Here is a 23,783-nt window from a genome sequence, read left to right on the forward strand (position 1 = left end):
GCCCGCCTCTGGCTTGGCGTACCAGTTTTCCGCGGCCGAGGCGAAAAGCGGCCAGCCTGTGGGATCATAGCCTTCGGGGGCAGGCAGGATCGCGGCAGAGCGGCGCAGCGGTGCCACATTGACTGGCAGGGCTCCCGCCAGCGCCGCAACCTGCGACGCCCAGGCCCCGGCAGCATTGATCACAATGGGCGCAGTATATGTGTCATCACCCGCCTGCACCCGCCAATCCTGACCTGCATGGGTCAATGCGCTGACCCGCGCCCCGGTCACGATCTGGCCGGCCCGCCGTTTCAACAGGCTGGCATAGCCCGCCAGCATCCGGTCAACGTCGATATCCTGCGCATCCCATTCAATCAGCGCACCCGCAATCCGTTCGGGGCGCAAGATGGGAACCAATTCAACCGCTTGCTCTGGTGACAACCGCTCCAGCCCGACAGCGCCTGCCGCATAAGTCTCAAGCGCGGGCAGTTCGCTTTCGTCGGCCACCAGCATCTCGCCGCGCGGCGACAAGAGTGAGCGATCCGAAATACCTTCCGGCGCTTCCAGCACCGGCGCCGAGGCCGCGTTGAGGGCACGCAGCGTGTCATTGCCGTAGTTGCGGATGAAGATGGCCGCCGACCGGCCGGTGGCGTGATAGCCGGTCTGCGGCTCTGCCTCCAGAACCAGCACCGACATATCGCGGGCCAGTTCAGCAGCTGCCGAAATCCCGGCGATCCCGCCGCCGATCACGATGACATCAAAGTTCGCGCTCACGCTTCCTCCTGAAACCCGGTGAGGGTTCGTGTCAGGTTTTCGCCAAGCGAGTCGGAGAGGTAGCCTCCCTCCTGCACAAAGAGAACCGGCAGGCCGGTGGCCGCAATCGCCGCGCCGATGCGGGCAAAGCCCTCTTTGGTCACCGCCAGCCCCTCGAAGGGATCGTCAATCGAGGCATCCAGCCCCAGCGCCACGACCAGCACATCAGTGCCAAAGCTTTTCACACGCTGAAGGGCGGTGGCCAGGGTTTTCAGGTAATCCTCGTCCCCGGTGCCGCGCGACAGGGGCAGGTTTAGGTTATAACCCAGCCCCTGACCTTCACCGCGTTCCTGTGCATGGCCCCAGAAGAACGGGTAGAACCGCGCCGGATCCGCATGGATCGAGACAGTCAGCACATCGTCACGACGGTAGAAGATACCCTGGGTGCCGTTGCCGTGGTGCACGTCCACATCCAAGATGGCCGGGCGCAGGCCAGCGGCGCGCAGCCGCTCTGCCGCGATGCCGGAATTGTTGAGAAAGCAAAAGCCCCCCGCCAGATCGCCAAAGGCATGGTGCCCCGGCGGGCGCGACAGCACATATGCCGAGCGTTCGCCGCCAAGGATCAGATCGGCGCCGGTGACAGCCGATTGTGCCGACCAATAGGCCGCCTCCCAGGTGCCTTCGGCAATCGGGCAGGCGGTATCGGCTTGGTGGAACCCAGCCTGTCCCACGGCGGATTTGGGATACCCGTCGGTCCGGGCTGCAGGGTGGATGTTGGGAATGACCTCTTCACCGGCTCCGGGAATACGCTGCCAGCGGGTATAGATGTTCTCCAGAAAGGTCAGGTACTCCGCCGAATGCAGCGCTGCAATCGGGCCAAGACCGGCATCCTGAGGCGCCTGAAAGCTGCACCCGGCTGCCACTGCGCCTGCATGCAGAACCTCGATCCGCTTCGGTTGTTCCGGATTGGGTAGAATGGCGCCGTTCGCCATGAAATGCTTTGGATCGTGGTTCCACTGGCGTTCGTCAAAAACCGCTTTCATGTCTCTCCTCTCAGGGCCGCGCATCCGGCCTCATCCAGTATCATTTCCGTCTGCGACACGGCGGGTTTGAACCCGAGCCTGTCGTAAAACCTGCGCGCATCCGGGCTGTCGTCATAGACGTTGAGCTTCAGAAACCGTGCATCCCATCTGCTCTGCGCCTCTTGCAGCACCGCTGCCAGCAGGCGCTGGCCCAGCCTTTGCCCGCGCACATCCGCCGCAACCCAAAGGTCGGCCACATAGACCCCGGCCGCCCCGCGCACGGTGGAAAACACCGGCGAGAACAGGCTGGCCCCGACCGTGCGCGCCGCCACAGGCGGGCCTGCCTCGGCCAGTAGCGCGCCAAAGGCGGGATCAGTACCGAACCCTGCGCGCATCAGATCAGCCTCCCCCGCAACGTGGCGATCGCCCAGATCCTGCGACAACTGCGTCAGCGCCCAATGCAACGCAGGCACATCCTGCGCCCCTGCCGGGCGAAACCGGATCTCCATCAGATCGCGGTCCGGTCCGCGCCCTTCAGGGCCAGCATCTGGCGTGCTTCGTCGGGGCTGGCGACCTCGCGGCCCAGGTCCTCGACGATGCGGCGGATCTTGGTCACCTGCTCGGCATTGGTCTTGGCCAGCTGCCCACGGGAAATCATCAGACTGTCTTCCAGCCCGACCCGCACGTGGCCGCCCATCGCCGCCCCCATGGTGATCAGCGGCATCTGGTGGCGACCCGCTGCCAGCACCGAGAACATATAGCTATCGCCAAACAGCTTGTCGGCGATCAGTTTCATATGGGTGAGGTTCTCCGGATCCGGCCCGATACCGCCCAGAACACCGAATACGAACTGAATGAACAGCGGCGCCTTCACGAGGCCCCGGTCCACGAAATGTTTCAGCATATAAAGATGGCTGACATCATAGCATTCGAACTCGAACCGAGCGCCGCGCTCTTGGCCGATCTCGGTCAGGATCCGCGCCATGTCGCGCGGTGTGTTCTTGAACACCAGATCATCCGAGTTTTCCAGGAACGGCTTTTCCCAGTCGTGTTTCCATTCGGTGATCCGCTCGGCCGCCGGGTAAAGCGCGAAGTTCATCGTGCCCATGTTGAGGCTGCACATCTCCGGCTCGGCCATCTTGGGGGCTGCCAGCCGGTCCTCCAGCGTCATCACGGCGCTGCCCCCGGTCGAGATATTCAGCACCGCGTCGCTGGCCTGCTTGATGCGGGGCAGAAACGCCTTGAAATGTTCGCTGCTGGCCGAGGGCTGACCGGTTTCGGGATCGCGCGCGTGCAGGTGCAGAACAGCTGCGCCTGCCTCTGCCGCGCCCAGCGCGTGCTCGGTGATCTCATCCGCCGTCACCGGCAGATAGGGCGACATCGACGGCGTATGAATCGAACCGGTGATGGCGCAGGTGATCAGAATCTTGGACATGTCTCAGCCGACTTTCAGTGCGGGGTGTATTTCATCGGTGAACTGGACCAGCGAGGCATCAAGGCCTTCGATGATCTCATCCAGATGGGTGTCATTCACGATCAGCGGCGGACAGACGAGGATATGATCGCCCTCCACCCCATCGCGGGTGCGGCGGGAATAAACGATCAGCCCCTTATCATAGGCAATATCGACGAACCGCTGATAGGCGTTCAACCCCTTGGGCAGCGGCGCCTTGGTGTCGCGGTCCGACATGAATTCAAAGGCGGTGAGCAGCCCTTTGCCGCGCACATCGCCGATGATTTCGTGCTTCTGCATCAGCCCGTGCAGGCGTGCGATCAGCTTGTCGCCCATCTCGGTGGCGTTCCGGCACAGGTCCTGTGCCTCGATCTCATCCACCACGGCCAGACCAGCAGCGCAGGCCAGCGGATTGCCGGCATAGGTAAACCCATGGGCAAAGCCGCCCGCATCCAGCACCGGGTCGACCAGACGTTCATCGGCGATCATCGCGCCCAGCGGCACATAGCCCGAGCCGATGCCCTTGGACATCACCACGATATCGGGCTGTGCATTCCAGTGCTCACAGCCAAGGAAGGTCCCCGTGCGCCCGGCGCCGGTCATGACTTCATCCATGATCAGCAGCACGCCATAGCGATCACAGATCTCGCGGATCCGCTCCATATATCCGAGCGGCGGCACCAGCGCGCCCGTGGAGGCGCCCCCGACCGGTTCCAGAATAAAGGCAAGAACGCTGTCCGCTCCTTCGGCGAGGATCTTCGCCTCCAGCATGTCGGCGTAATGCAGACCGGTTTCCCTGTCGTTCGGGTCGAGACCATCCAGATAGGCGCGCGGCGCGGGCACCTTTGGCATTTCGCGCATCATCGGCGCAAAAGGCTGCGACAGGGTGGTATAGCCGGTGACGGCCAGCGCCCCCAGGGTGCAACCATGATAGGACGGGCTGCGCGAGATCACCTTCCAGCGGCTGTCCTGCCCGGTGGCCAGAGCGTATTGGCGGGCCATCTTCATCCCGCTTTCCACCGCTTCCGAGCCGCCAGACACGAAGAACACCTTATTCAGACCCTTGGGCATGCGCCCGGCCAGACGTGCAGCCAGTTGTTCAGAGGCTTCGGTTTCGAAATGCAACCGATAGCCGAAGGTGGATTTCTCCATCTGCCGCTGCATCGCGGCCAGCACGTTTTCATTGGAATGCCCGATGTTGCAGACCATCGCCCCGGATGAGCCATCCAGATAGCGCCTGCCATCCTTGTCCCACATATAGACCCCACGGGCCTGTTCCAGCACCGGTTTGCGGCCTCGGCCCTGATAGAAAAGATTGCTCATGCTGTGATCCTGCTCGCGAACGTGTCTTGCGTAAAACCGTCAGGCGCCAGCCAGCGCCGCGCAATCCTGCGGGCGGAATGCGGCGATGACAGATTGCCCTTCGGCAAAGGGGCGGCCGTCGATCATGTTGATCGCCTGTAGCTGGGTGTCCCCAACGCGCAGGAAATACCGGACGGTCTGCCCCTGATAATCAACGGTCTCGACCACGGCCTCGGCGGTGACGAGACCAGAGGTATCGCTGCCCGGCGCCATCAGCACCAGCTTCTCTGCGCGCAGGACCAGCTTTGCTGCGGCGCCTTCGCTGGCGGCGGCAGCCTTGTCCGCGGGCACGGGAACCTTGCCGAACAGCGGCACGTCCAGCAGCGCGGCCTTGGCGTCGCGGGACACACAGGTGCCAGCCAGAATGTTGGAGGCGCCAAGGAAATTGGCGACGAATTCGCTGGCGGGGGTATTATAGACTTCTTCGGGGGTGCCGACCTGCTCGATGCGACCGGCGCTCATCACCACGATCTTGTCCGACATGGCCAGCGCTTCGGACTGGTCATGGGTCACAAAGACGGTGGTGACACCGATCTGGGCCTGAATGCGCTTCAGCTCGACCCGCATGTCTTCGCGCAGGTTGGCATCCAACGCCGACAGGGGTTCATCCAGCAGCAGCACTTCGGGTTCGATGACGATGGCACGGGCCAGCGCGATCCGCTGCTGCTGCCCGCCCGACAGTTCCTTGGGATAGCGGCTGCCCACGTCCGGCAGCTGCACCAGATCCAGCGCCTCCTGCACCCGGCGGGCCACATCGGATTTGGGGACATCACGATATTTCAGGCCAAAGGCGATGTTTTCGGCCACGGTCTTGTGCGGGAACAGGGCGTAGTTCTGGAACACGATCCCCAGGTTGCGCTTGTGTATCGGTACATCGTTGACGCGCTTGCCACCGATCAGGATTTCGCCCTCGCTCGGATCCAGCAGGCCCGCGATCATCCGCAGGTTCGTGGTCTTGCCGCAGCCCGACGGCCCCAGCAGCGTCACAAAAGCGCCTTCGGGGATTTCAAGATTGGCCTGATGCACGGCCGTGAAGGTGCCAAAACGTTTGACGATGTTGTTCAGGGTGACGGAACTCACGGGGTGCTCTCCGGATGGAAGGTTCAAAGGTGCCCCCTCCCCGTTCGGGGAGAGGGCGGGAGGGATCAGTAGCCCTTCTGGACGCGACCGAAGGTTTTCGACCAGTCGGCTTCGTGACCGTTCCAGAAGTCCGGATCGGCAAAGGTCAGACCATCCAGCGTGCCGGTAGGGTCAAAGGCCGGCAGGGTCGGGATCTTGTCGCCAAGATCGACCTTGGTTGGATCCAGCGCGGTCGGGTAGTTCTGGCCTTCGGCCACCGCGATCGAGGTTTCCGGCGCCAGCATGAAGTTCAGCAGTTCTTCGCAGGCTTCCATCGGCGAGCCTTTCATCACGAAGAGGCATTCCTGCCAGCCGAATCCGTTGGGCGGATCCATGTAACCGATGTCATGGCCCTGCTCCTGCAGCGCAAAGATGCGGCCGGACCAGGCTTCGGTGACGTAGATCTCTTCTTCGGCCAGAAGGCTCATCAGTTCGGCGCCCGAACCCCAGTATTTCAGGCTGAGGTCGCGGTGGGTGCGGACCGCATCCCATGCTGCCTCTTCATCCGAAATCTCGTTCGGGTTCTGGCCGGTCTGCAGCGCCGCGTACCACATGCGGGTGCGCCAGTCGCTCCAGCCTGCGATCTTGCCCTTGTAGGCTTCCTCGATCAGGATCTTGGCGCCTTTTTCCTTCATCTCGTCGTCCGAGATATGCTTGCGGTTATAGGCCAGACCGGTGGTGCCGTAGTCATAGGGAACGCAGGACAGTTTGCCGCCCGACACGCCGCGGAACACATCGACCAGTTTCGGGATCACGTATTCGAGGTTGGGGATGTTGGCCTCATTGAGTTCCGAGCTGAGGCCCAGCGCGTGATAGCGTGCGTAGTCGAAGACGCCCGACAGGTGCGCGATGTTATATTCGCCCGGCTGGCTGGCCTTGACGCGCGACAGATATTCGTCGCCACCGCCGAATGTGCCGTCAACAACCTTGATACCGGTCTTGCCGGTATAGGGATCAAAGGCGTGCTTGCGGAAGGCTTCGCTGACAACGCCGCCCCAGCCGTCGAACCGGACCTGCTCGGTGGTCGCCGCATGCGCGTATTTGGCAAAGGGCGTAGACACGCCATAGGCCAGACCCGCCGCGCCGATCAGCCCCAGAAAGCTGCGGCGATCCAGATCACCGTTCATATAGCGCTCGCGGGCGCGCTCATACCGGGTGGTATTGTCCATTTTCTTGGTCATTTCAGTCTCCATGTTGGTCTGTATTTTGTTGGTCTTATTTGGGGAGGGCGCGGTTCTTACGTGCCGCTTTTGCGGGCCATGGCCCGGGCGATGGCTGCACCGAGGAGCGGCAGGCCAACGGTCATCACGATCATCACGGTGCCCAGCGCGTTGATCTCCGGGCTGATCGAGTTTCTCAGCATGGCGAAGATCTGCGTCGGCACGGTTTCCACGCCGCCGGGCTTCCAGAACAGAGTGCCGGTGATGTCGTCGAAACTGATGGTAAAGGCGAAGAGCCCCCCGGCCAGAACGGCAGGCAGCATCAGGGGCAGCGTGACCTGAAAGAAGGTCTGCACTGGCGAGGCGCCAAGGCTCATCGCGGCCTCTTCGACGTCGCGCTTGATCGACACAAGCCGCGCCTGCACCACGAGGATCACAAAGGGCAGCGTGAAGATCACGTGACCTGCCAGCAGGAGGCCAAAGCTCTTGTTGATGCCAAGGAAGTTCAGGAACAGCAGCAGCGCCACCGCCAGCACCACCTCGGGCACCAGGATCGGCGCGATCAGAAGGGTCGAGATCGCATTGGCCCCCGGCACCCGGTAGCGCACCAGTGCAAGACTGGCCAGAACGCCGAGCGTTGTCGAAATCAGTGCGGTCAGCAGACCGAGGATGATCGAGGTACGAAAGGCGCGCAGGATCGCATCGTTCCCTGCCAGTTCCACGAACCAACGGAAGGAAAATCCGGTCATCGGGAAATTGCCAAACTGGCTAGCGTTAAAGCTGAGCAGCACAACCACGGCCACTGGCAGGAACATGAAGATATAGACGAGGACAGCCCAGCCCCGGATCAGGCTCCAGCCCATGTTGAAACGACCTTCCATCAGCCCAGCCCCTTCATCAGCTGGGCCATGCCCAGGTAGCGGTTATAGATCATCACCAGCGCCCCAAGCACCGCCAGAAGCATCAGCGACAGGGCCGAGCCAAGAGGCCAGTTCAGCTGGGTAATGATGGCTTCGAACACGAGGTTGGCGAACATGGCATCGCGCGGCCCGCCCAGAACCAGCGGGGTGATATATGTGCCCGCGCCCAGCACGAAGCAAAGCAGACCACCGGCGGCCAAACCCGGCAGCGATAGCGGCAGGGTGACTTGCAGGAACGCCTGCCAGCGGGTCGCGCCCAGAGAATTGGCGGCGTTTTCAAGATTGGTATCGATGCCGTCGAGGCTAACGAAGATATTGAGAATCATGAAGGGCAGCAGGAAGTGCACCAGACCCAGAATGACCGTCACCTCGTTATAGAGCATCTGAATCGGCTCATCGATGATGCCCAGCGCCAGCAGCGCCGAGTTGAAGGCGCCAGATACACCCAGAATGTTGATCCAGCTCATCGTGCGGATGATGTAGCTGATCCAGAAGGGCAGCATCAAAAGCAGCAAGAGCACCGCCTTATTGCCCTGCGAACGGGCAATGAAATAGGCCGAAGGGTACCCCATCAGGGCGCAGGCCACGGTGGTGATCGCCGCAATGCGCAGGGTACTGATCAGAATATCCCGGTAGAAAGGATCGCTCAGCGCCTCTTGCCAGTTATCAAGGTAGAAACCCGCCACATCGGCGCCGGTGGCGGTGCGCAGCCAGAAACTGTAGACCAGAATAAACAGCAGCGGGACGAACAGTAACAGCGTCACCGCAGACAGGGCGGGGAACAGCAGAATCCAAGGCTGACGCGCCTCTCGTTTTTCGACGGACATGGTCTTTCCCTGTTAACGCCCACTTAATCCGGGCTTGACGGAAGCATGCAAAACCTGATCACCATAGATCAAATAGATAATCAAAATTGTGAATATAGATGGAATCTATGGAAAGCGACGGGCGCTTTGCCCCCGAGCGTATTGCCCGCGAGTTGGACTGGAACCTGCTGCGCACCTTCGTGGTACTGGCAGAAAGCCACTCGATCACCGAGGCGGCACAACAACTGCGGCTGAAACAGCCTTCGGTTTCTGCCGCGCTGAAGAAGCTGGAGGACCGCATCGGGCGCAAGCTGATCGACCGCTCGCCGGGGCATTACCAGCTGACCGATGCCGGGCGGCTGCTCTATCGCGAGGCATTGGACATCAACGGCTCCATCCTGCGGTTGTCCACACTGATGCGGGAGCTGACGGATGAGGTGCAGGGCCACGTCAAGATCGTCATGGCCAGCCACGTTGTCTGCCCGCTGTTTGACGAGGTACTGGCCGATTTCCACCTCGCACACCCCAAAGCCACCCTGTCGATCGACGTGCGCACCAGCGCCGCCGCCATCGCCGAGGTGGCTGCAAAACGGGCCTCTTTTGCACTGTGCCTGGTGCGGGATCACAACCCAAAGCTGGAGTACCGGCGTCTGTACCGGGAATTCTTTGGTCTGTTCTGCGGCCCGCGCCATCCGCTGTTCGGGCGCAAGGATCTGAAACTGTCGGATCTGGCCGGGCACAGTTCGGTCAGCTTTGAAACCGACCGGCTGCACGATGTGCTGAAACCGGTGACAGTAATGCGGGCGCAGGCCGAACTGGGCGACAAGGTTACCGGCCTGTCCAGTCACCTTGAGGAAGTTCACCGCATGATCGTGGCCGGTGTCGGTATCGGCCCCCTGCCCGTCCACGTGGCGGCGCGGGATGTCCGGGATGGGCAGCTCTGGCAGGTCCCGCCATATGATGATCTTCCCGCCATCGACGTGCATGTGGTCTGGAACCGCCACGCCGCAAAAAACCGGGCCGAGGAATTGCTGATCGACGGCTTACTGGAAGCGATTGCAGCCACCCCGATCGAGCAGCGAACCTATCGCTGAATCAGTACTGACCTTGAAACCCGCTTAAAGCGACAAGCGCCACGCGCCCTTATCGTCCTTGCAGAACTTGCGCTTTGGCTGCAAAGCCTTCTCCCTACCCTTCATGTGCGCTTCGTGCTGCAACATGATGCAGTTGGCATTCCGGTTGATGATCGTCACCGTACCATGAGCCTCGGTTTCGGGATTGCTCCACGCTTCGACCGTGCCGGTCTTTGGCTGGCTGATGCTGTAGAGGACAGCCTCAGCCTGGATCATCATCTCCATATCCAAAGGCGACAGGCCCGATTCCGCAAGAATACGGCTCAGCGGCTTGCCGATGGAGGGGACGGCAGCCAGAACCGCAATGCTGGCGATGGCAACAACTCTGACAAACCTGTTCATACGTTCGGACCTCGCTATAACACTTTTTGATCTCGGCGCACCCGAAAGGCGCTAAATATCAATACACTGCGGTATCCTCCGGCGCATGTCCATCCCATCCACCGGATGGCTGACAGCAATTGTCGCTGTCAGGAAAACTTGCGGAATAGCCGCGTCATATCGAACAGTTCATCCAGCCGTTCATAGCGCTCGCGGGTTTCATCCCAGCCTTCTTCCTGGGTGGCAGAGATCATCGCCTCCAGCAGCATCATGGTGGAGATGTTCGAATCCCATGCCGACGGGATTTCAACCCAGCAATTGAACGTATAATGGGCAACCGAGGTGATCGGACTGGCCCATTGGTCCGTGATCAGGATGATTTTCACCCCACGTTCGGCCGCCAGTTCCGCAAGCCGTTGCAGGTTGGTTTCATAACGCCGTACGTCGAACATCAGCAAGGTGTCACCCTCGACCATGTCCAGCACGTAATGGGGCCAGGTAGCCGAAGACGAGGTCATATGCGTCACGTGCTGACGGATCGCCTGAAAATGGGTGAAGGCATAGTCGGCCAGCGCCCGGGTGATCCGCCCGCCCACCACATAGAGCCGCCCTTCGGTATCGGCCAGCTGGTGCACCGCGCGGTCGAATTGTTCGTAGTCGAGGTTTGAAAAGGTCTGACCAAGGTTGTCCGTCACAGCTTGTGCGAATCTGTTCAGCAGATGTCCCTCGGGCGCCTCGGATGCCCAGTTCGCGCGTCGTTGCGTCGGGCCGGACACCTGCGCCTCCAGCTCTTTCAGCAGCGCCTGATGGAACTGCGGGTAGCCCTTGAAGCCGAGTTTTTGGACCATCCGCGCCACCGTCGGGGTCGAAACCTCGGCATTCGACGCGACGATGGTGATCGAGGCCAGCCCCGCCGCAGGATAGTTTTCGAGCAGAGCATTGGCGAACTTGCGCTCGGACTGGGTCAGCGTCGAATAGTGTTCGCGGATCAGCTCTCGCACACTGGCGGCGGGTTTGGACAAGGGGGCACACCTCTGTTTCGGTCGATCAAAAAACGGGCATTCGCCGCATCCTACATCGCGCGGAAAACGACCGCAGAAAAAACTGCCTGAAACGATATTGACAGAAAATGCCCCACGTGAAAACATTTTTCCAAAATCGGGGAGTACTGAATGTCACCGGGCGATTCCAACGCTCTGAGCGAGGCTACCGAAGTCTTCAACGCCGACGGCGCGGGGGAGGTGGTGATCCTGTGTGAGCACGCCAGCCACCACATTCCTGCGCGCTACAAAGGGCTTGGCCTCGCTGAAGCCGACCGCACCAGCCATGCTGCCTGGGACCCGGGCGCCCGGGCGGTGTCGCTCGCCCTGTCCGACGCTCTTGATGCGCCGCTGGTGGCCAGCCGGGTGTCGCGGCTTGTCTACGACTGCAACCGTCCGCCCGAAGCCGCCTCGGCCATGCCGGAAAAGTCTGAAGTGATCGTGGTGCCGGGCAACTGTGACCTGACGCCCGAACAACGCGCCGAGCGTGTTGACACGGTCTATACCCCGTTCTGTCAGGCGGTCAGCGACGTGCTGGCAGCGCGCAAGGCCAAAGACCTGCCGACGGTTCTGGTCACCATGCACAGTTTCACACCGGTCTATTTCGGCGAACACCGCGCCGTTGAAATCGGCATTCTGCACGACAGCGACACCCGTCTGGCCGATGCCATGCTGGCCGAGGCCCCTCGCCTGCCGCAGCGTAGGATCGCCCGCAACGATCCCTACGGCCCAGAGGATGGCGTCACCCATTCCCTGCGCCTGCACGGTCTGGAAAACGGGCTCGCCAATGTGATGATCGAAGTGCGTAACGATCTGCTACGCACCCCGCAGGATGAGGCCGCCATAGCCGAAGACCTGCTGGTGCTGCTGCGTCCTGCGCTTGCCGCGCTCAAGGCCGGGAGGCAGGCCAATGCCTAGTTTCATTCTGCGATATGTCCGCATGATCGATGCGCTGAACCGGTTCATTGGCCGGTTCGCGATGTATCTGATCTTTGCCCTGATCGGGGTCCTGCTGTGGTCCTCGGTCTCCAAGACCTTCTTCAACCCGTCACTCTGGACATTGGAGACCGCACAATTCGTGATGGTCGCCTATTACATCCTTGGCGGGCCCTATTCGATCCAGATGGGATCGAACGTGCGGATGGACCTGTTCTATGGCGGCTGGAGCACCCGAACCAAAGCCTGGGTCGATGCCTTCACCGTTCTGTTCCTGATGGTCTACCTTGGGATTCTGCTTTACGGCGCGGTCAGTTCCACCGCCTATAGCCTTGGTTATTTCGGGATGGAGCCTTTTTCCTTCTTTGGTGACCTCATCTGGACGCTGGTGAGGGAGGGGCCGACCGCGGCGGGTGAAAAACTCGGCTATCTCGAACGCAGTTCCACCGCCTGGCGACCCTTCCTGTGGCCCGTCAAATTCACCCTCTGCTTCGGTGTCTTTCTGATGCTGCTGCAATGCCTTGCCGAATTGTTCCGGGATATCGGACGCCTGCGCGGAGTGGACCTCTGATGCCCTATGAAATGATCGCCCTCGTGATGTTTGCCGGCATGATGCTGATGCTGATGACCGGCCAGCGCGTCTTTGGCGCCATCGGTTTTGTCGGCGCGGTTGCCGGTCTGCTCCTCTGGGGCACCGGCGGTGTCGAGATCCCGTTTTCCGCCGCGATGAAGCTGATGAAGTGGTATCCACTGCTGACGCTGCCGATGTTCATCTTCATGGGCTACGTGCTGTCGGAATCGAAGATCGCCGACGATCTGTACCGCATGTTCCACGTCTGGATGGGACCGGTAAAAGGCGGCCTGGCCATCGGCACCATCGGCCTGATGGTTCTGGTCTCTGCCATGAACGGCCTGTCGGTCGCCGGCATGGCCATCGGCGCCACCATTGCGCTGCCGGAACTCTTGCGGCGCGGCTATGACAAGATTCTGGTGACAGGCACAATTCAGGCTGGGTCCAGTCTAGGCATTCTGGTGCCGCCTTCGGTCGTGCTGGTGCTTTATGCGATGATCGCACGACAGCCGGTGGGTCAGCTGTGGTTGGCCGGCGTGGTGCCGGGCCTTCTGATGGCCACCATGTTCATCGCCTACATATATTTCCGCGCCCGGATGCAGCCGGACCTTGGCCCGGCGATGACACCCGAGGATCTGGCCGAATACGACCGCGTCAGTGACCACCCGCTGCGCCTGAACCATATCGTTCTGGCCGCGCTGGTGCTGATCCCACTGGTGGTGAAGCTGGACTTCGTAGCGCCGAAATCGGCCATCGGTCTGGCGCTGGCGGCAGCGGCGCTGTCCTTTGTCACCCGAAAGATCCCGCTGTTCTACACCGACCTGTTCCTGAAAGAGAAATACCGCCTCTTGTTCTCGGGCGTGCTGCCGCTGGCGATCTTTGCCGCGATGATGATCCCCTTCGTCAACGGCTGGACCTCGCTGGTGGAAAGCTCGGCCATCGGTGCCATGACCGCCTTTATCGCTGCGGTGCTGAAGGGGCGCATGAACAAGGAGGTGTTTGAAACCTCCGTGCGCTCGACGCTGGGCATTTCCTGCATGTTCATGTGGATCATCCTTGCTGCGCTGGGGTTCGGCGCGATCTTTGACGGGCTGGGCGCCGTGAAGGCGATCGAGGATCTCTTCACCACGCAGCTGGGCCTTTCCCCCTGGATGATCCTGATCCTCATGCAGCTCAGCTTTGTCATTATGGGCACTTTCCTGGATGACACCGCGATGCTGGTGATCGTGGCGCCGCTTTATGTGCCGCTGGTCGGGGCGCTCGGCTTTGATCTGATCTGGTACGGGGTGCTTTACACCATCACGACGCAGATCGCCTATATGACGCCGCCTTTTGGCTACAACCTGTTCCTGATGCGCGCCATGGCGCCGCCGGAAATCGGGCTGAAGGACATCTATGTCTCTATCATCCCCTTTGTCGCTGTGATGATCGTGGCGCTATCTCTGGTGATGCTGTTCCCGCAGATCGCCCTGTGGCTGCCCGATCTGGTCTACGGAAAATAACCAAAAAGAGCCCTGTTCGGGGGCCCTATTTCAACAAGGAGAAAACGAGATGACGACAAGACGTAAGTTTTTGACCACCGCCGGTGCAGGCGCAATGGCGGCGCCGCTCGCCACACCGGCACTGGCGCAATCCACAATCAAATGGCGCATGCAGACCTATGCCGGTGCGGCTCTGGCCGAACACGTGGTGAAACCCGCCATCGATATGTTCAACCAGATCGCAGGCGACCGCATGCAGATCGAGCTGTATTTCGCCGATCAGCTGGTGCCCACCGGCGAATTGTTCCGCGCCATGCAGCGCGGCACCATCGACGCGGTGCAGTCGGATGATGACTCCATGGCATCGCCCACCGAAGTCACCGTCTTTGGCGGCTACTTCCCGTTCGCCTCGCGCTACTCGCTCGACGTGCCGGTGCTGTTCAACAAATATGGCCTGAACGAAATCTGGGACGAAGAATATTCCAAGGTTGGCGTGAAACACATCTCGGCCGGTGCCTGGGACCCCTGCCACTTTGCCACCAAAGACCCGATCCGCAGCCTTGAGGACCTCAAAGGCAAGCGCGTCTTTACCTTCCCGACCGCCGGTCGCTTCCTCAGCCAGTTCGGCGTGGTGCCGGTCACCCTCCCCTGGGAAGACATCGAAGTCGCCATGCAGACCGGCGAACTTGACGGTATCGCATGGTCGGGCATCACCGAAGACTACACCGTTGGCTGGGCCGATGTGACCAACTACTTCCTGACCAACAACATCTCGGGCGCATGGGCTGGCTCCTTCTTTGCCAACCAGGGCCGCTGGAACGAGCTGCCGGAAGACCTGCAGACCCTGTTCCGCGTCTGCTGTGATCAATCGCACTACTACCGTCAGTGGTGGTACTGGGGCGGCGAAGCAGATCTGCGCGTCAACGGTCCGAAGATGGAACTGACCTCGATCCCCGATGCCGAATGGGCCACCGTTGAAGAAGCGGCCTATAAATTCTGGGATGAGATCGCAGCCGAAAGCCCCACCAAGGCGAAGGTTGTCGAGATCATCAAGAAGTACAATTCGGACATGACCAAGGCCGGTCGCCCCTACCGCTACGGCTGATAGGCCCCGGTCCTAGACCCTACATCCGGCCCGCCACCTATATGCGGGCCGGATACCCTGAACAGGAATTCGCCCGCAGGGGTCGGACGGAAACGCGTCCGCCCCTGCGGGCCGCAACACACAAAGGGCCCCTCATGCTCTCCTTCGACACGCTTAAATCTCAGGTTGCCGACGGCACTGTTGACACCGTTCTGGTGTGCCTTGTGGACATGCAGGGACGCCTGATGGGCAAACGGTTCCACGCCAAACATTTTGTCGCCAGCGCCTGGGAAGAAACCCATTGCTGCAACTACCTCTTGGCCACCGATCTGGAGATGGCGACGCCCGACGGCTATGCCTCCACCAGCTGGGAAGGCGGCTATGGCGACTATGTGATGAAACCGGACCTTTCCACCCTGCGCCCGATGCCCTGGCTGGAAGGCACGGTGATGGTGCTTTGCGATGTGCTGGACCACCACACCCACAAGGAAATCCCCCATTCCCCCCGCGCGATCCTGAAAAAGCAGATCCAGCGGCTGGCCGATATGGGCTATGATGCGATGATGGCCACCGAATTGGAGTTCTTCCTGTTCGAGAAAAGCTTTGGCGAGATCGCCAAATCCGGCTTCCGCGATCTGACGCCGATCTCGGCCTATAACGAAGACTACCACATCCTGCAGACCACCAAGGAAGAGCACGTGATGCGCCCACTGCGCAATCACCTGTGGGATGCGGGCATTCCGGTCGAGAACACCAAGGGTGAGGCCGAGGCCGGTCAGGAAGAGCTGAACATCAAATATGATGCCGCGCTCAACACCGCCGATCACCACACCATCGCCAAACACGCGGTGAAGGAAATCGCCTGGCAGCAGGGCCATGCCGCGACCTTCCTACCGAAATGGCACCAGGACAAGGTCGGCTCATCTTCCCACGTGCACCAGTCCCTGTGGAAGGATGGCAAACCCGCCTTCTATGACGAAAACGATGAACTGGGGATGAGCCAGCTGATGAAACACTACATGGCCGGGATGCTGAAATACGCCCCCGATTACATGTATTTCCTGGCCCCCTACATCAACAGCTACAAACGCTTCATGAAAGGCACCTTTGCCCCGACCCGGATCATCTGGTCGGTGGACAACCGCACTGCGGGCTTCCGCCTTTGCGGCGATGGCACCAAGGCAGTGCGTGTCGAGTGCCGCGTCGGCGGCTCGGACATCAACCCCTATCTGGCCATGGCCGCGCAGCTGGCTGCAGGCATCGCGGGCATCGAGGAACAACTGGAACTGGCCCCCGCAGCCAAGGGTGACGTCTATCAGGGCGAGACCGGCATGCTGCCCGGCTCCCTGCGCGATTCCCGCGAGGCGCTGAATGGCTCGACCCTGCTGCGCAAAGCCTTTGGCGACGATGTGGTCGACCACTACGTGCGCGCCGCCGAGGTGGAGATCGAAGACTTTGAACGCGTGGTGACCGACTACGAAATCGCACGCGGATTTGAACGGGCCTGACGCCACGGCGCCTTGCTCCGGACCCCGAAATACTGACACGGCAGGGGAAAGCCCCCTGACAGCAAACACAAGAGGATGGCATGAGCCAGACACTGAAATGTATCTCGCCGATCGACGGATCGGTTTTTGCAGAGCGTGAAACCCTCTCGCGCGAGGACGCCTTTGCCGCCGCCGAGCGTGCCCGCGCCGCGCAGGCCGCCTGGGCCGCCCGCCCCCTGCAGGAGCGGATCGACCTGGTGATGGCCGGTGTCGCCAAGGTCGGCGAGATGAACGACGAGATCGTTCCCGAACTCGCCCATATGATGGGTCGCCCCGTGCGTTTTGGCGGCGAATTCGGCGGCTTCAACGAGCGCGCCTCGCATATGGCGGAGATCGCCAAGGAAGCGCTGGCCGATATCGAAGTGGGCGAAGACGAGACCTTCAAACGCTATATCAAACGCATTCCCCAAGGCGTCGTCTTTGTCGTGGCGCCCTGGAACTACCCCTATATGACCGCGATCAACACCGTGGCCCCGGCCCTGATAGCGGGCAATACCGTGGTGCTGAAACACGCGACGCAAACCCTGCTGGTGGGTGAACGCATGGCAGAAGCCTTCCACGCGGCGGGCGTGCCTGCGGATGTGTTCCAGAACGTGTTCCTGGATCACGACACCACCTCTGAACTGATCGCGGCAAAGGCCTTTGATTTCGTGAACTTCACCGGCTCGGTCGGCGGCGGTCAGGCGATGGAGCGCGCCGCGGCTGGCACCTTTACCGGCGTTGGCACCGAACTCGGCGGCAAGGATCCGGGCTATGTCATGGAAGACGCGGATATCGACGCAGCAGTCGATACGCTGATCGATGGGGCAATGTTCAACTCGGGCCAGTGCTGCTGCGGGATCGAGCGAATCTACGTGCATGAAAGCGTCTATGACGCCTTCCTCGCCAAGGCGCTCGAGATCGTCAAAGGCTACAAACTGGGCAACCCGATGGATCCCGAAACCTCCATCGGCCCGATGGCCAATGTACGGTTCGCCAAGGAAGTGCGCGAGCAGATCGCCGAGGCACTGCAGATGGGCGCCGTGGCCCAGATCGAAACCTTTGCCGAGGATGACGGCGGTGCCTACCTGACGCCGCAGATCCTGACCAATGTCACCCACGACATGCGGGTGATGCGCGACGAAAGCTTTGGCCCTGTCGTGGGCATCATGAAGGTCTCCTCGGACGAGGAAGCCATCAAGCTTATGAACGACAGCGAATTCGGCCTCACGGCATCGCTCTGGACCTCGGATGTGGACCGCGCCCAGCGCATCGGCGATCAGATCGAGACCGGCACCGTCTTCATGAACCGCGCCGACTATCTCGATCCGGGCCTGTGCTGGACCGGCTGCAAGAACACCGGGCGTGGCGGCGGCCTGTCGGTGATCGGCTATCACAACCTGACCCGTCCGAAATCCTATCACCTGAAAAAGGTGACGGGCTGAACCAATCCCGTCCGGGGCGCTCTGCGGCCCGGACCGCGCCCGCCCCCACGGCGGGCGCGATCGCGCCCACCCCGGTCGGGCCCGGTCCTTGTGTCACTCTGAATGTCCCCCGGCCTAATGGCCCTTATGAAAGGCAATATCCATGTCTCTCGTTGGAAACTGGTCCTATCCGACCGCAATCAAATTCGGCGCTGGCCGGATCAAGGAACTCGCCGAGGCCTGCGCGCAGGCTGGCATCAAGAAACCGCTGCTGGTCACCGACAAGGGACTGGCGGATCTGCCCGTGACCCAGTCCACACTGGACATCATGGAGGCTGCGGGCCTTGGACGTGGCATGTTCTCCGAGGTTGATCCCAACCCCAATGAAAAGAACCTCGAAGCGGGTGTTGCCGCCTACAAGGCCGGTGGCCATGACGGCGTGATCGCCTTTGGCGGCGGCTCCGGCCTCGACCTTGGCAAAATGGTCGCCTTCATGTGCGGCCAAAGCCGCCCGGTCTGGGATTTCGAGGATATCGGCGACTGGTGGACCCGCGCCGACGCCGAGGCCATCGCGCCGATCATCGCCGTGCCGACCACGGCTGGCACCGGCTCCGAAGTGGGGCGCGCCTCGGTGATCACCGACAGTGTCACGCATCAGAAGAAGATCATCTTCCACCCGAAGGTGCTGCCCACCGTGGTGATCTGCGATCCCGAACTGACCGTGGGCATGCCGAAGTTCATCACCGCAGGCACCGGCCTTGATGCCTTTGCCCATTGCGTCGAGGCCTTCTCTTCGCCGCATTACCACCCGATGTCCCAGGGCATCGCGCTGGAAGGCATGCGTCTGGTGAAGGATTACCTGCCCCGCGCCTATGCCGACGGCACCGATATCGAAGCGCGCGCGCAGATGATGTCCGCCGCAGCCATGGGCGCCACCGCGTTCCAGAAGGGCCTTGGCGCCATCCACGCCATGAGCCACCCGATCGGCGCGCATTTCAACACCCACCACGGCACCACCAACGCGGTCTGCATGCCTGCGGTTCTGGACTTCAACGCCCCGGTGATTGCCGACCGGTTCAACCAGGCGGCGGCCTATCTGGGTATTGAAGGCGGCTTTGACGGCTTCCGCGCCTATGTGCAGGAACTGAACGACAGCCTCGGCATCCCGCGCAAGCTGTCGGATCTGGGTGTCACCGAAGCCTCGATCCCCGAACTGGTCAAGGGCGCGATCATCGATCCGTCTTGCGGCGGCAACCCGATCGAGCTGACCGAAGAAAACCTTACAGAGCTGTTCAAAGCCGCCCTGTAAGGACGCCGTCCATTCGCACGTTCGGCCAAGGCGCCTCCCTGTCTTGCAGGGGGGCGCCTTTCCGTTTCGGGACCCGTGCTAGTCTCGTCAGACGGCGGCCCTGTGTCCGGCGCCTAGATCACGCAGGATCAGTTTTTCGGGCGACTGGCCGACTGGTAGCACGGGCGTTCCACTGGCATCACCAGCCTGCCGTTCTGGCAGAGGCCGCGTGGGATCCGGAACCGGCACTGCGGACAGCAAACGGCGGGTATAGGGATGGCGGGGCGAATGCAGCACCGCATCACGCACGCCTTCCTCGACCACCTGCCCCAGACGCATGACCATGACCCGGTCCGCAACCTGTTCGATCACCGCCATGTCGTGGCTGATGAAGAGGAAGGCCAGCCCGTCCTCGTCCTGCAGGCTTTGCAACAACTCCAGAATCTGCGCCTGAACCGAGACATCCAGCGCCGAAACGCTTTCGTCCGCGACAAGGATCTTTGGCGACAGTGACAAGGCCCGCGCGATGTTGATCCTCTGCCGTTGCCCGCCGGAAAACTCATGCGGATAGCGCTGCATCATGTCCGGCGACAGGCCGACGCGGCGAAACAGCTCTGCCGTGCGGTCACTCATCTCCGATCCACTGGACAGACCGTGAATGACCAGAGGTTCGGCCACTTGCTCGCCAACGGTCATCCGCGCATCCAGCGAGGCACCGGGGTCCTGAAACACCATCTGAATGTCCCGACGCACCGGCTTCAGCGCGCCTGGGCCCATGCCATGGGTCTGCTGCCCCAGAACCGAGATCGAGCCCTGCCATGGCACCAGCCCCAACAGGGCCTTGCCAATTGTTGATTTGCCACAGCCGGATTCCCCGACCAGCGCCAGGGTTTCTCCGGCACGCACGGTAAAGGACACCTGTTCCACCGCGTGGACCCGCGCCTGCACCCGGTTGAGGATACCGCCGCGCATATCGAACCGCACCGACAGATCGCTGACCTCCAGCACCGGGGCGCCCTTTTCCATCTCAGGGCGAGGCGGCGCGGTGCCAAGACGGGGAACCGCGGCCAGCAATTCCCGGGCATAGTCGCTTTGCGGGGCGGCAAAGAGATCGCGCACAGGGGCGCTTTCCACCTCTTGTCCGTGGCGCAGGATCACCACCCGATCCGCCATTTCCGCCACCACGCCCATATCATGGGTAATCATTAGCACAGCGGTTCCATGATCCTTTTGCAAGGCGCGGATCAGGTCGAGGATCTCTGCCTGCACCGTCACGTCCAGCGCGGTAGTCGGCTCATCGGCGATCAGAACCTCGGGATCGCAGGCCAGCGCCATGGCGATCATTACCCGCTGCCGCATGCCGCCGGACAATTCGTGGGGGTATTGCTTCAGCCGCCGTTCCGGTTCCGTCAGTTGCACATCCTGCAGCAATTTCAGCGCCCGCGCAGGGGCTTCGCCGCGATTGCAGGCACCATGTTCCAGCAGCACCTCGGCCAACTGGTCCTGCACCGTCATCAGCGGGTTGAGCGAGGTCATCGGCTCCTGAAAGATCATCGCCACCCGCACGCTGCGGATATCGCGGTAGCCACGCGGGCCAAGGGTCGTCAGCTCCAGATCGCCGAGTTTCACCGAGCCGCCCGCGATGCGGCACATCGGCTCTGGCAACAGCCCCATGATCGCCAGCGCGGTCATGGATTTGCCGGAACCGCTTTCGCCCGCCAGACAGAGCGTTTCGCCCCGCTTCAGATCAAAAGACAGCCCATCCAGAACCGTCTTCGCCCCCGAAGGGGTGGCGACCTGAACACTCAGGTCGCGCACTGTCAGCACGGTCTCGCTCATTCGAACACCACGTTCGGGAAGTAGAAGCTGACCACCCAGTTCGGCATGTCGACGATTTCGGAAATCCGCAGATCGCCGCAGACGGAACACAATAGGTAGGCATCTTCGGCCGACAAACCCTTGGTGCGGCCCAGAAGGTCGACCATGGCGCTGACAGCATCCTTCGCGGCCTGCATCATGTCATTGCCGATGCCTGTGGTGACTTCATACCCTTTGGCATCAAGATGGCGCGTCACCGGCCCCGGCGTGGAAAAACGCGGGAAGTTCAGGGTTTCCCCCTTCACCACGTCCAGCGTGACCTCCACATCCATCGGCGATTCAATCGCGGTGCCGCAAACCTCGCCATCGCCCTGCGCGGCGTGGGTATCCCCGATGGAGAACAGCGCCCCTTCGCATTCCACCGGCAGATACAGCGTGGTGCCCGCCGCCAGATCACGGATATCGAGATTCCCGCCCATGCGGCGCGGAGGCACCACCGAATGCAGGCCTGCCTCGGCCGGGGCCAGACCTATAGTCCCGGCAAAGGGTTTTAGCGGCACCTTGGCCAGATCGGAGAACAGCGACGGCGCCAGCGTTTCCGGATCGTAATCCCAGACCTTGAGATAGGGATCGGTGAACTGATCGGCGAGCAGGCCAAAGCCCGGAATATTCGCGGTCCAGCCGAACCCCGAGGGGTGGAAGGCTTCGATCTTGACCTTTAACACATCGCCGGGTTTGGCCCCATCGACATAGATCGGCCCGGTAACCGGGTTGATCTTGCCAAAATCCAGATTGGGCACATCGGCGCTGGTGCTGTCCTTGTTGAACTGCCCGCCCGAACTGTCGAGACATTGGAAATGCAGGCGCGATCCGGGAGCCACCGTTTCCACGGGCGGGAGCGAATTGTCCCACCCGTGATGGTGTGCACCGTGGATCGTGTAATCACAGTGCTTACACATTTTTATTCAGCATCCTTCGAGTAGATGTAGTCATAGTTGACCGGAATATGGACCGGATCAACGAACAGGCTGTCGTCGCCCGCGATCTTGTCCGAGGTCAGGGTGAAGCGTTGCTCGTTGAAGACCGGCACCCAGGGGGCATCCGCCATCACATCCAGATAGATGGATTTCCACGCCTCGATCCGGGCGTCAGCGTTTTCCGCACCGGTCATGGCGTCCGCCTCGGCAGCGCGGGCGTCCAGTTCCTCGTTGCAATACCAGGACCAGTTCCAGCCGCCCTGAACCGCGCCGGCACAACCCAGGATCGGACCGTAGAAGTTCGACGGATCCGGGAAGTCGGCGATCCAGGCCATACCACCGGACCAGATCATCGGCGCCTGATCCGCCTCACCGCCTGCGGCGATCACATTGGCCTGTGCCAGGCTGCGGATCTCGGCGGTGACACCGATTTCCTTCAGGTCCTGCTGGATCGCCTGTGCAATCCGCGGGTTGGGATCGACGTTCATCACGTAAAGCTCGGTGGTGAACCCATCGGCAAAACCAGCCTCGGCCAGCATTTCCTTGGCGGCGGCGGGATCAAAGGCATAGCCTTCGTAATCCTCGGCGTAGCCCGGCATCGACGGCGGCAGCGGCTGGTTTGCCGGAACCGCACGGCCGTTGATCAGCTTGACGATACGGTCCTTGTTGATCGCCATGTTGACGGCCTTGCGCACGGCGACATTGTCGAACGGCGCCATCTGGGTGTTCAGTGTGATATAACCGGTGTGCAGCTGGCCACCTTCGATAACGTTATCCTTCTGTGCCGGATCGTTCATCACCTGCAGGAACTGCGCGGGTGGGATGCCGTCGCCGGGCACATCCGCCTGCCCCTGTTGCAGACGCAGCAGGGCAACGGTGGGCTCCAGTCCGATTTCAAAGGTCACCTGATCCAGCTTGGGCAGGTTGGCGCGGTGGTAATCGGCGAACCGTTCGAACACCACGCGCTGGCCCGGCGCCCATTCCGCCAGTTTGAAGGCGCCCGAGCCGACCGGCTGGCGACCAAAATCTTCGCCAGCCGCCTCGACCGCTTCCTTGGGCACGATGGAGGCAAAGTTCAGCGCCATCACATGGCCAAAGGTCGCGTCGGGACGGGACAGGGTGATCTCGATGGTCTTGTCGTCGATCACCTTGACGCCCGAAAGCCCCTCGCCTTCGCCCGCGTTCCAGCTGTCAAAACCCGCGATCATGCCAAAGAAGCCTGCGCCAGGAGAACGGGTTTCGGGGTTGGTCACACGCTCCAGCGAGTATTTCACATCCTCGGCGACAATCTCGCGGCCGTTGTGGAACTTGATCCCGTCCTTCAGGGAGAAGGTATGGGTCAGACCGTCCTCGGAAATGGCATAGTCGGACGCCAGTTCGTTGCGCAGCGCCGTTGTGCCCGGCTCATAGCCCATCAGCCCGTCGAACAGCGATTTGATCATCGACCAGTTCTGCCAGTCATAGCCGATGGCGGGGTCCAGCGTCGCGACATCGTCCTTGTAGGTGACGGTCATGGTGCCACCCATCGGGGCATCTGCATTCACCTCTGCGGCTGCCATATGGCCGCACAAAGCCAGTCCGGCGACACCGGTTAAAAGAAATTTCTTCAT

The 23,783-nt window shown here is 61.5% G+C and carries 22 protein-coding genes (1 of these 22 only partly in view); 8 read left to right on the forward strand and 14 right to left on the reverse strand.

What is annotated here, in order from left to right:
- The 9 genes from JL2886_RS09215 to JL2886_RS09255 form a co-directional block, all read right to left on the reverse strand.
- Positions 1 to 753, reverse strand: the 5' portion of a protein-coding gene (locus JL2886_RS09215; protein WP_065271737.1) for an NAD(P)/FAD-dependent oxidoreductase. The gene continues 351 nt to the left of window position 1, outside the view; 753 of the gene's 1,104 nt are visible here — the first part of the coding sequence; it begins with the start codon at positions 751 to 753; its stop codon lies beyond the left edge, outside the window.
- A complete protein-coding gene (locus JL2886_RS09220) occupies positions 750 to 1,775 on the reverse strand; it encodes a histone deacetylase family protein (RefSeq protein WP_065271738.1) in 1,026 nt (341 codons plus the stop codon). Before JL2886_RS09220 ends, JL2886_RS09215 begins: the two co-directional genes overlap by 4 nt.
- Entirely contained in the window at positions 1,772 to 2,263 is a 492-nt protein-coding gene (locus JL2886_RS09225) for a GNAT family N-acetyltransferase (protein ID WP_065271739.1), read from the reverse strand. Before JL2886_RS09225 ends, JL2886_RS09220 begins: the two co-directional genes overlap by 4 nt.
- On the reverse strand, positions 2,263 to 3,189 hold the full coding sequence (locus JL2886_RS09230) for a 3-keto-5-aminohexanoate cleavage protein (protein ID WP_065271740.1): 927 nt from the start codon (positions 3,187 to 3,189) through the stop codon (positions 2,263 to 2,265). Before JL2886_RS09230 ends, JL2886_RS09225 begins: the two co-directional genes overlap by 1 nt.
- Positions 3,190 to 3,192: 3 nt before the next feature.
- The gene (locus tag JL2886_RS09235) at positions 3,193 to 4,530 is read right to left on the reverse strand and encodes an aspartate aminotransferase family protein (protein WP_065271741.1); all 1,338 of its coding nucleotides are present in this window, start codon (positions 4,528 to 4,530) and stop codon (positions 3,193 to 3,195) included.
- Positions 4,531 to 4,569: 39 nt separating this feature from the next.
- Positions 4,570 to 5,649 carry an ABC transporter ATP-binding protein gene (locus JL2886_RS09240; protein WP_065271742.1) on the reverse strand — a complete coding sequence of 360 codons (1,080 nt, stop codon included), beginning with the start codon at positions 5,647 to 5,649 and terminating at the stop codon, positions 4,570 to 4,572.
- Between the two features lie 65 nt (positions 5,650 to 5,714).
- Positions 5,715 to 6,857, reverse strand: coding sequence for an extracellular solute-binding protein (locus JL2886_RS09245; RefSeq protein ID WP_065273615.1), 1,143 nt, complete (start codon positions 6,855 to 6,857; stop codon positions 5,715 to 5,717).
- 68 nt (positions 6,858 to 6,925) lie between these two features.
- Entirely contained in the window at positions 6,926 to 7,711 is a 786-nt protein-coding gene (locus JL2886_RS09250) for an ABC transporter permease (protein ID WP_065273616.1), read from the reverse strand.
- Between the two features lie 17 nt (positions 7,712 to 7,728).
- Positions 7,729 to 8,595 (reverse strand): ABC transporter permease, encoded by an 867-nt coding sequence (locus JL2886_RS09255; RefSeq protein ID WP_065271743.1) that lies wholly within the window; start codon positions 8,593 to 8,595, stop codon positions 7,729 to 7,731.
- A 98-nt stretch (positions 8,596 to 8,693) separates the two neighbouring features.
- On the opposite strand from JL2886_RS09255, the gene JL2886_RS09260 reads away from it, so the two are divergent.
- Positions 8,694 to 9,668 carry a LysR family transcriptional regulator gene (locus JL2886_RS09260; RefSeq protein WP_065271744.1) on the forward strand — a complete coding sequence of 325 codons (975 nt, stop codon included), beginning with the start codon at positions 8,694 to 8,696 and terminating at the stop codon, positions 9,666 to 9,668.
- Positions 9,669 to 9,692: 24 nt separating this feature from the next.
- Here the strand turns inward: JL2886_RS09260 and JL2886_RS09265 are convergent, their stop codons facing one another.
- Positions 9,693 to 10,049, reverse strand: a complete 357-nt coding sequence (locus JL2886_RS09265; protein ID WP_065271745.1) for a hypothetical protein — start codon at positions 10,047 to 10,049, stop codon at positions 9,693 to 9,695.
- A gap of 128 nt (positions 10,050 to 10,177) precedes the next feature.
- On the reverse strand, positions 10,178 to 11,050 hold the full coding sequence (locus JL2886_RS09270; protein WP_065271746.1) for a MurR/RpiR family transcriptional regulator: 873 nt from the start codon (positions 11,048 to 11,050) through the stop codon (positions 10,178 to 10,180).
- A 150-nt stretch (positions 11,051 to 11,200) separates the two neighbouring features.
- Between JL2886_RS09270 and JL2886_RS09275 the strand changes: the two genes are divergently transcribed.
- The 7 genes from JL2886_RS09275 to JL2886_RS09305 all read left to right on the forward strand — a co-directional run bounded on the left by JL2886_RS09275 (position 11,201) and on the right by JL2886_RS09305 (position 19,399).
- Positions 11,201 to 11,986: an N-formylglutamate amidohydrolase gene (locus JL2886_RS09275; RefSeq protein WP_065271747.1), complete on the forward strand. Its 786-nt coding sequence runs from the start codon at positions 11,201 to 11,203 to the stop codon at positions 11,984 to 11,986.
- A complete protein-coding gene (locus JL2886_RS09280) occupies positions 11,979 to 12,575 on the forward strand; it encodes a TRAP transporter small permease subunit (RefSeq protein ID WP_065271748.1) in 597 nt (198 codons plus the stop codon). Before JL2886_RS09275 ends, JL2886_RS09280 begins: the two co-directional genes overlap by 8 nt.
- Positions 12,575 to 14,077 carry a TRAP transporter large permease gene (locus JL2886_RS09285; protein WP_065271749.1) on the forward strand — a complete coding sequence of 501 codons (1,503 nt, stop codon included), beginning with the start codon at positions 12,575 to 12,577 and terminating at the stop codon, positions 14,075 to 14,077. The genes JL2886_RS09280 and JL2886_RS09285 overlap by 1 nt, the downstream gene beginning before the upstream one ends.
- Positions 14,078 to 14,126: 49 nt before the next feature.
- Positions 14,127 to 15,161: a TRAP transporter substrate-binding protein gene (locus JL2886_RS09290; protein ID WP_065271750.1), complete on the forward strand. Its 1,035-nt coding sequence runs from the start codon at positions 14,127 to 14,129 to the stop codon at positions 15,159 to 15,161.
- Between the two features lie 134 nt (positions 15,162 to 15,295).
- Positions 15,296 to 16,648 carry a glutamine synthetase family protein gene (locus JL2886_RS09295; RefSeq protein WP_065271751.1) on the forward strand — a complete coding sequence of 451 codons (1,353 nt, stop codon included), beginning with the start codon at positions 15,296 to 15,298 and terminating at the stop codon, positions 16,646 to 16,648.
- An 80-nt stretch (positions 16,649 to 16,728) separates the two neighbouring features.
- Positions 16,729 to 18,111 (forward strand): aldehyde dehydrogenase family protein, encoded by a 1,383-nt coding sequence (locus JL2886_RS09300; RefSeq protein WP_065271752.1) that lies wholly within the window; start codon positions 16,729 to 16,731, stop codon positions 18,109 to 18,111.
- Positions 18,112 to 18,253: 142 nt separating this feature from the next.
- Positions 18,254 to 19,399: an iron-containing alcohol dehydrogenase gene (locus JL2886_RS09305; protein ID WP_065271753.1), complete on the forward strand. Its 1,146-nt coding sequence runs from the start codon at positions 18,254 to 18,256 to the stop codon at positions 19,397 to 19,399.
- A gap of 87 nt (positions 19,400 to 19,486) precedes the next feature.
- Here the strand turns inward: JL2886_RS09305 and JL2886_RS09310 are convergent, their stop codons facing one another.
- Genes JL2886_RS09310 through JL2886_RS09320 form a run of 3 tightly spaced genes read right to left on the reverse strand, consistent with a single transcriptional unit; the run spans position 19,487 to position 23,783 of the window.
- On the reverse strand, positions 19,487 to 21,217 hold the full coding sequence (locus JL2886_RS09310) for an ABC transporter ATP-binding protein (protein WP_065271754.1): 1,731 nt from the start codon (positions 21,215 to 21,217) through the stop codon (positions 19,487 to 19,489).
- A complete protein-coding gene (locus JL2886_RS09315; protein WP_065271755.1) occupies positions 21,214 to 22,155 on the reverse strand; it encodes an acetamidase/formamidase family protein in 942 nt (313 codons plus the stop codon). Before JL2886_RS09315 ends, JL2886_RS09310 begins: the two co-directional genes overlap by 4 nt.
- Before the next feature lie 2 nt (positions 22,156 to 22,157).
- Positions 22,158 to 23,783 (reverse strand): ABC transporter substrate-binding protein, encoded by a 1,626-nt coding sequence (locus tag JL2886_RS09320; protein WP_065271756.1) that lies wholly within the window; start codon positions 23,781 to 23,783, stop codon positions 22,158 to 22,160.

This window comes from Phaeobacter gallaeciensis, from assembly GCF_001678945.1.
GTDB lineage: Bacteria > Pseudomonadota > Alphaproteobacteria > Rhodobacterales > Rhodobacteraceae > Phycobacter > Phycobacter gallaeciensis_A.